This is a genomic window from Haloarcula sp. CBA1122, assembly GCF_009741785.1.
Taxonomy (GTDB): Archaea; Halobacteriota; Halobacteria; order Halobacteriales; family Haloarculaceae; genus Haloarcula; species Haloarcula hispanica.
On the sequence record NZ_WPCB01000010.1, the window covers coordinates 87,158 to 93,939 of the forward strand.

General features: G+C 65.6%; 5 protein-coding genes and 1 pseudogene. 2 read left to right on the top strand and 4 right to left on the bottom strand.

The window, feature by feature from the left end:
- The first annotated feature begins 76 nt into the window (after nt 1–76).
- On the top strand, nt 77–3,220 hold the full coding sequence (locus tag GJ630_RS06270; RefSeq protein ID WP_191449567.1) for a PAS domain S-box protein: 3,144 nt from the start codon (nt 77–79) through the stop codon (nt 3,218–3,220).
- A gap of 53 nt (nt 3,221–3,273) precedes the next feature.
- On the opposite strand, the gene GJ630_RS06275 is transcribed toward GJ630_RS06270, so the two are convergent.
- From GJ630_RS06275 to GJ630_RS06290, 4 genes and pseudogenes are all read right to left on the bottom strand, one after another.
- A complete protein-coding gene (locus tag GJ630_RS06275) occupies nt 3,274–3,984 on the bottom strand; it encodes an energy-coupling factor transporter transmembrane protein EcfT (RefSeq protein ID WP_191449568.1) in 711 nt (236 codons plus the stop codon).
- A pseudogene (locus GJ630_RS06280) lies at nt 3,978–4,681 on the bottom strand (energy-coupling factor ABC transporter ATP-binding protein). Before GJ630_RS06280 ends, GJ630_RS06275 begins: the two are co-directional and overlap by 7 nt.
- Nucleotides 4,678–5,256 (bottom strand): biotin transporter BioY, encoded by a 579-nt coding sequence (locus GJ630_RS06285; protein WP_050037159.1) that lies wholly within the window; start codon nt 5,254–5,256, stop codon nt 4,678–4,680. The pseudogene GJ630_RS06280 and the gene GJ630_RS06285 overlap by 4 nt, the downstream one beginning before the upstream one ends.
- Nucleotides 5,257–5,323: 67 nt before the next feature.
- Nucleotides 5,324–6,661: a PQQ-dependent sugar dehydrogenase gene (locus GJ630_RS06290; RefSeq protein ID WP_371727088.1), complete on the bottom strand. Its 1,338-nt coding sequence runs from the start codon at nt 6,659–6,661 to the stop codon at nt 5,324–5,326.
- On the opposite strand from GJ630_RS06290, the gene GJ630_RS19750 reads away from it, so the two are divergent.
- On the top strand, nt 6,598–6,782 hold a 185-nt coding region (locus GJ630_RS19750), incomplete at its 3' end, for a hypothetical protein (RefSeq protein WP_217284524.1). The genes GJ630_RS06290 and GJ630_RS19750 overlap by 64 nt on opposite strands.

Consider the following 6,782-nt stretch of genomic DNA (forward strand, 5'->3'; position numbering starts at 1 on the left):
CTGCCGGCTTCGCTTGCGCGCGAACACAAATTAACTGGCAGAACTGTTTTTGCGTGGACTTGTGAACTAGTTGACTATGACCGAGGCGCTTCGCGGCCGGCATCTCGACGGGGAAACCGATGTCGTCGGCGAACGGATTCAGGTGTTACACATCGACGACGACCCTGATTTCGTGGCTGTCGCAGCGGATTCCCTGGAGGCTGCGGACGACCGGATCTCCGTCGAAACCGCGACCAGCGCACGAGACGGGCTCGACCAGCTCGCCGAAAACGGATTCGACGCCGTCGTCTCCGACTACGATATGCCGAAGATGAACGGCATCGATCTGCTCGATGCGATTCGGGAGACGAACCCGGACCTACCGTTCATTCTGTTCACCGGCAAGGGCAGCGAAGAGGTGGCCAGCGAAGCTATCTCGATGGGCGTCACCGACTATCTACAGAAGTCGTTCGGAGTCGAGGTGTACGAGCTACTGGCCAACCGCATCGAAAACGCGGTCTCCGAGTACCGCGCGAAGCGACAGGCCGCCGAGTCAGAGCGCCGTGTCCGGGAGCTCACTGAGGCAACCAACGATATCCTCTGGGAGTTCACAGCCGACCTGAGCGAAGTCCTCGTGATCAACTCCGCCTACGAGGATATCTGGGGGCGGTCAGTGGCCAAGCTCCGTGACAACCCCTACGATTTCCTGGACGGTATCCATCCCGAGGACCGCGAGCTGATGAAAGACGCGATGCGGCGTCTCATGCACGGCGAGTCGGCCGACGTCGAATGCCGTGTCAACGCAACGGAGGAGTATCAGCGCTGGGTCTGGATACAGGGCGAGCCAATCACGAACGACGACGGCGAGGTCGTTCGCGTGGCCGGGTTCGCCCGTGACATCACCGAGCGGCGGAACCGCGAGCGCGAACTCGAAGCCACCAAGAACCAGCTCACAGAGCACAACCAGACGCTCCGGAAGCTCTACGAGATCAGCGCCGACCCCGACGCCTCGTTTGAAGAGAAGATACAGGCGGTTTTGGACCTTGGTCGGGAGCGCCTTGGGACCGCTGGCGCGTTCCTGTCCGCGAACGATACTGACCGCGACGAGTTCACCGTCCGCTATGCGAGCGGGAGCGACGAACGGCTCAAGCCAGGAACCGTCACACCGCTGTCGGAGGCGTACTGCCGGAAGATGATCGACACAGGGAGCGTCATGGCAATCGCCGAAGCGTCCGATGAGGGGTGGGCCTCGGACCCGGCATACGACCGCTGGGAATACGAGACGTACATCAGCGCCGAGGTCCGTGTCCGTGACGCACATTCAGGGAGCCTCTGTTTCGTCGACCGGGAGGCCCGCAAGACCCCCTTCACCGAGGACGAGAAGACGTTCGTCCATCTCGCGACGCAGTGGGTGAGCTACGAACTCGAACGCCAGCAGCGCGAACAACGCCTCGAACGGTACAAGGAGTACACCGACGACATGCTGGACGCCATCGACGACGTGTTCTACGTCCTCGACAGCGACGGCCGCTTCCGGCGCTGGAACGAGAGTCTGCTGAACGTAACCGGCTACTCGGCCGCCGAAGTCGCCGGGACCTACGGAGCCGAGTTCTTCCCGGCGGAGTATCGGGACCTCGTTGGGGCCGCTATCGAATCAGTGTTCGAGGGCGACACGACCCGGGTGGAAGTGCCGTTTATTACGAAATCGGGGGATCAGATCCCCCACGAGTTCACGGCGACCCGCGTCGAAGACCCCGACGGGAACCCGATGCTGGCCGGCATCGGCCGGGACATCACCGAACGGAAGGCACGCGAGCAGGAGCTTACGCGAACGAAGGAACTCCTCGACCAGGCCCAGCGGATCGCGAGCGTCGGTGGCTGGGAGATAGACGTGACGAGCGAGCCGCCGGAGATGACGGTGACAAGCGAGTTCTACCGGATACACGGCCTGACTCCGGACGACGAACTGACCGTCGACTCTATCGTCGACCTGTACCACCCCGACGACAGGGAGACCGTCATGACGGAGTTCGAGCGGGCGATAGAAACAGCAGAGGGATACGACATGGAGGTGCGTATCGGCGACGACGACCACGACCGATGGGTCCGCGCACTGTGTGAACCAGTCACCGAGAACGGCGATGTTGTCAAACTCCGGGGCTCTGTCCAGGATATCACGGACCGAAAGCTCCGGGAGCGCGAACTGGAAGGGACTCGCGAGCGGATGGAAATCGCGCTAGAGACCACTAATACGGTCGTCTGGGACCGCGAGTTCGAGTCCGGCGGCCTGTCGTACTACCCCGGGTCCGAGACGCTGTACGGCACCGACATCGAGTCGCTGGACGAGTTTTTACCGCTGGTCCATCCCGAGGACCAGTCGGAAGTCGCGGCCCGAATCGAATCAGCGACCGAGACCGGCACGTACGAAGCCGAGTTCCGAATCGTCCGTGACGGCGAGGTCCGCTGGATGGAGGCGAAGGGCCGCGTCGAATCCGACAGCGACGGGACGCCAGTCCGGGCAATCGGTATCGACCGTGACATCACCGAGCGCAAGCGCCGCGAGCAGGAACTGGAGGACACGAACGAACGTCTCGAAGAGTTCACGAGCATCGTCAGCCACGACCTCAGGAACCCACTATCCGTCGCCGAGGGACGCATCGAACTGGCCCAACAGGAGTACGACAGCGAACACCTCGACAGCGCCAGCGACGCGCTCGCGCGGATGCGGACGCTCATCGACGACCTGCTCGCGGCCGCTCGCGACGAGCAGTCAGCGGTTGACGCCGGCGTAGTGGCGCTCACGGACACGGCCGAACAGTGCTGGCACAACGTCGAAACCAACGACGCCGAACTCACTGTCGAGACAGACGCCGTCGTTCGTGCCGACAGGAGCCGATTGGAACAACTGCTCGAGAACCTGTTCAGCAACAGTGTGGAACATGGCTCCACAAGCAGTCAGCCGGGGGCCGACGACAGCGTGGAACACGGCGGCGACGACGTGACGGTCACCGTTGGAGAACTTGACGACGGCTTCTACGTCGAAGACGACGGCGATGGCATCGACGAATCGGAGCGGTCACGCGTGTTCGAGACCGGCTACTCGACGTCAGACGCCGGGACGGGGTTCGGGCTTTGGATCGTCGCGGAGATCGCCGACGCCCACGGCTGGACGGTAACTATCGACGAGGGGAACGAGGGCGGCGCACGGTTCGAGATTACCGGTGTCGATATCGTGGAGTGACAGAATAGCGAAACCACTATCCACCGTTGTACTCGGGCGCACACAGCGACCGGCTAAACCGGAACGAGCGGCGACACCGACAGCGCGATGCCGACGGCGAGCACCGGGTAGTCACGACGCTCGAAGGCAAGCGGCGGCAGCGTCGGGTTCCACGCGAAACAGCGAGCCCGCAGGGCGACAGAGAGCCGGTCCGAGCGGTCGAGCGTCCGTTCCAGCGACCGAACGGCAAGCAGCCGAACGCGGTCCCGTAGCGGGCGGGCCTCACCGCCGCGAGCGTGGATCGCATCGCGCACCTCGCGAACGTCCGCGAGTACCAGCGGGAACAGTCGGACGACGAGCGCCATCCCAATGCCGAGAATCTGGCCGGGTTTTCCGGGTATCAGACGCTGGACCGCCGCCCGCGTGTCCCGAACCGGCGTCGACGTGAGGTAGGCAGCGCTGACGAGCAACACCGGGAGGATGCGCCCGACGTGCAACGCCGAGCGCAGCGCCGGGTCGACTCGAAACCACGGGGGGCCGAGCGCCACACCGGCGACGAACGGGGCCAGCGCCAGCACGGCAAGGACAACCCGATAGGAGCGCAGGACGGCCAGCGGCGAGAGTCGCGCCGCCGCGAGCGTGCCCAGCGCAAACGCGGTCGTCCCGATAAGCCACAGGAGCGTGGGGTGCGCGACCGCGGCAATAGCGAGCCCGAACTGGACCAGCAGCTTCGACCGCGGGTCCAGCCGATGCGCGAACGTCGAACCGGGCCGGTAGCTCAACATCGTGGGTCGCGGATACCGAGGTCCGTGAGGGTATCGAGCGCTTCGGCTGGCGACGCGTCGAGAACGACTTCCCCCGCGTGCAGCGCGACGAGACGGTCGGCCCGCTCGTGGAGGTCCCGGAGGTCGTGGGTGACGACGATGACGCCCGTGCCATCAGCGACCAGCGCATCGAGGTGGTCGAGTACTGACTTCCGTGCCGGCCAGTCGAGCCCGACGAGCGGTTCGTCGAGCACGAGGTAGTCCGGTTCCATGGCGAGCGCCCCGGCGATGGCGACGCGGGCCTGCTCGCCGCCCGAGAGAGCGTCGATGCGGCTATCCGCTGCATCGCCGAGGTCGACGGCGTCAAGCGCCGTTTCGACCCGGCGGTCGATCTCGTCCCTGTCGAGGCCGAGGTTCTCCGGGCCGAAGGCACGTCAGCCGCCACGGTCGCGGCGACGAACTGGTCGCGGGGGTGCTGGAACACCATCCCGATGCGTGTCCGGGCGACGACCGGGTCGTCCGTCACGTCGGTCCCGTCGACGGTGATCGTTCCGGCGTCGGGCGTCAGCAGGGCGTTGAAATGCCGGACGAGCGTCGTCTTGCCGCTCCCGTTCGGTCCGACGAGCAGGCAGTACTGACCGTCGGGTATTGACAGCGTGAGCCCGTCGAGGACGTCGACGTCGCCGTACCGATAGCGCAGGTCGCTGACCGCTATCATCGACCGTCGAGATATCCGCCCTGCACAACGGCGACTGCGATACCGAGCTTCAGGAGGTCAAGTGGTATGTACGGAGCCATCAGAGCGGTGGCACGAGTGAGCGGAAGGCCGGCAACGAACGACATCCACGGGATGCCGATAGCGTACACGACGGCGATCGCCGCGGTGAGCGCGACGACCTGCACCGGGACAGAGAGATCAGCGACCGGTTTGGGCGCTATGCTTCGGTGTGCGATAGCGCCGGCGACGACCGCGCCGACGAGGAACCCGACGAGGAAACCGCCGGACTGGCCGGCGATGACATACCCGATACCCGCGTTCGCGTTCGAGAACACCGGCGCACCGGCGATACCGACCAGCAGGTACAACAGGAGCGCGACGCCGCCCCACAGCGGTCCCAGTAGCAGTCCGGCGAAGAACATCCCGAACGGCTGCAATGAGAATACCACCGGCAGTCCCGGAAGCGGGATAGATATCTGTGCGAGCGCCGCGGTCAGCGCCGCGAGCAGCACCGCCTTCGTGAACAAGCCCACAGTCTCGTCGTCGACGAGGTCGACGGATTGCTCTGTTGCCATGGGTCTCCCTCTCTCGTCAACCGAAATATAGCCAGTGGTTCACAGAGCGGGTGCCCGCCCGCGCTGGTCACTCGGCCGGCGTGATGCGGGCGAGCACGTCGTCGCGCTCCCGCGGGAAGCCGTCGCCGGCCCGTCCGTCGCGGTTCGACGTGACGAGGTAGAGGCCGCCGTCCGGTCCCTGCTCGACGTGGCGAATCCGGCCGACTTCGTCGGCCAGCAGGGAGTGGGTCGTCGCGGTGTAGGCGTCGTCGGTCCAGTCAGCGTCGTACACCTCGGCGTCGTCACCCGGTGGCAGGTCCCCACCGGCCGGCGTCAGCGTCGTTGTGAGGAGTTTCTGGCCCTTCAGGCCGCCAGTGAGCAGTCGGTTCCGCAGCGACGGCACGGCGTCGCCGGTGTAGAACAGCGACCCGGAGGGAGCCCAGCCGCCGGCGTTGCCCGTGTTTGCGAGCGGGCGGCGGACCTCGGGGCCGGCGTCGGCGTACTCCTCGTGCTTGCGGGTGTCTGGCCAGCCGTAGTACCCACCAGCCACGAGGCGGTTGAGTTCGTCCCGCCCGGTCGGGCCGTGTTCGGAAGCAACGACAGTGCCGTCCGGAAGCCACGCGATCCCCTGTGGATTCCGGTGGCCGTAGGTGAACACCCGCGGGTCACCACCGAGGTCCGGGTTCCCCGGAGCGGGGTCGCCCGCGGGCGTCACGCGAAGGACCTTCCCGCCGAGCGAGTCGGTGTCGGCGGCCAGTTCGCCGGACCCGGCGTCCCCGGTCGTAATCCAGAGGTAGTCCTCGGGGCCGAACGTGAGCCGACCGCCGTTGTGTATCTTGCTTCCGGGAATGGCGTCGACGAGGACGGACTCCGTGGCGGCCGGGTCCTCGGCCGAGACATCCATGGCGACGACCCGGTTGACCCGCTCGTCGTCGGTTGTCGTCGTGTAGTAGACGTACACTACCGGCGGCTCGGGGTAAGTCGGGTGCGCGGCGACGCCGAGCGTGCCGCCCTCACCGCCCGTTACCCACCAGCCATCGTCGCTCGATTCCGCGTCGATGACTGCCGCCGGTTCGGTGACTGTTCGGACGCTGCCGTCCACAAACGAGAGGACGCGGCCGACCCGCTCGGTGAGAAACAGCGTTCCGTCCGCGGCAAACGAGAGGTCCCACGGGATCTCCAGATCCTCGATGAGTGGTTCGGTGGCGAGCGGTGTGTCTGTTGGCGACGCGGTCGGAGCCGCCCAGTCGGTGTCGGGTGACTGGCTGCGCTCGTGGCTAATGGATACGTCGTAGCGGTCCAGCGCCCGAGCCGGGTCTGCCGTCGTTGTGGTTGTCGGTGTCGGGTCCGAGCTACCGTCCTGTGACCCGGACTCACCGCGACAGCCGGCCAGCGCGGTCGCTGAACCTGAACATCGACCAATCAGAGCCGTATATCGACAGTATAGACGTACCGAGCGAGGCCCGCCCAGATAAGTCGTTCACCGTGACCGTCACAGTCGGAAACGAGAGTTCGATTATTGCCCCGCAGGATGGGACGTGTCAGAG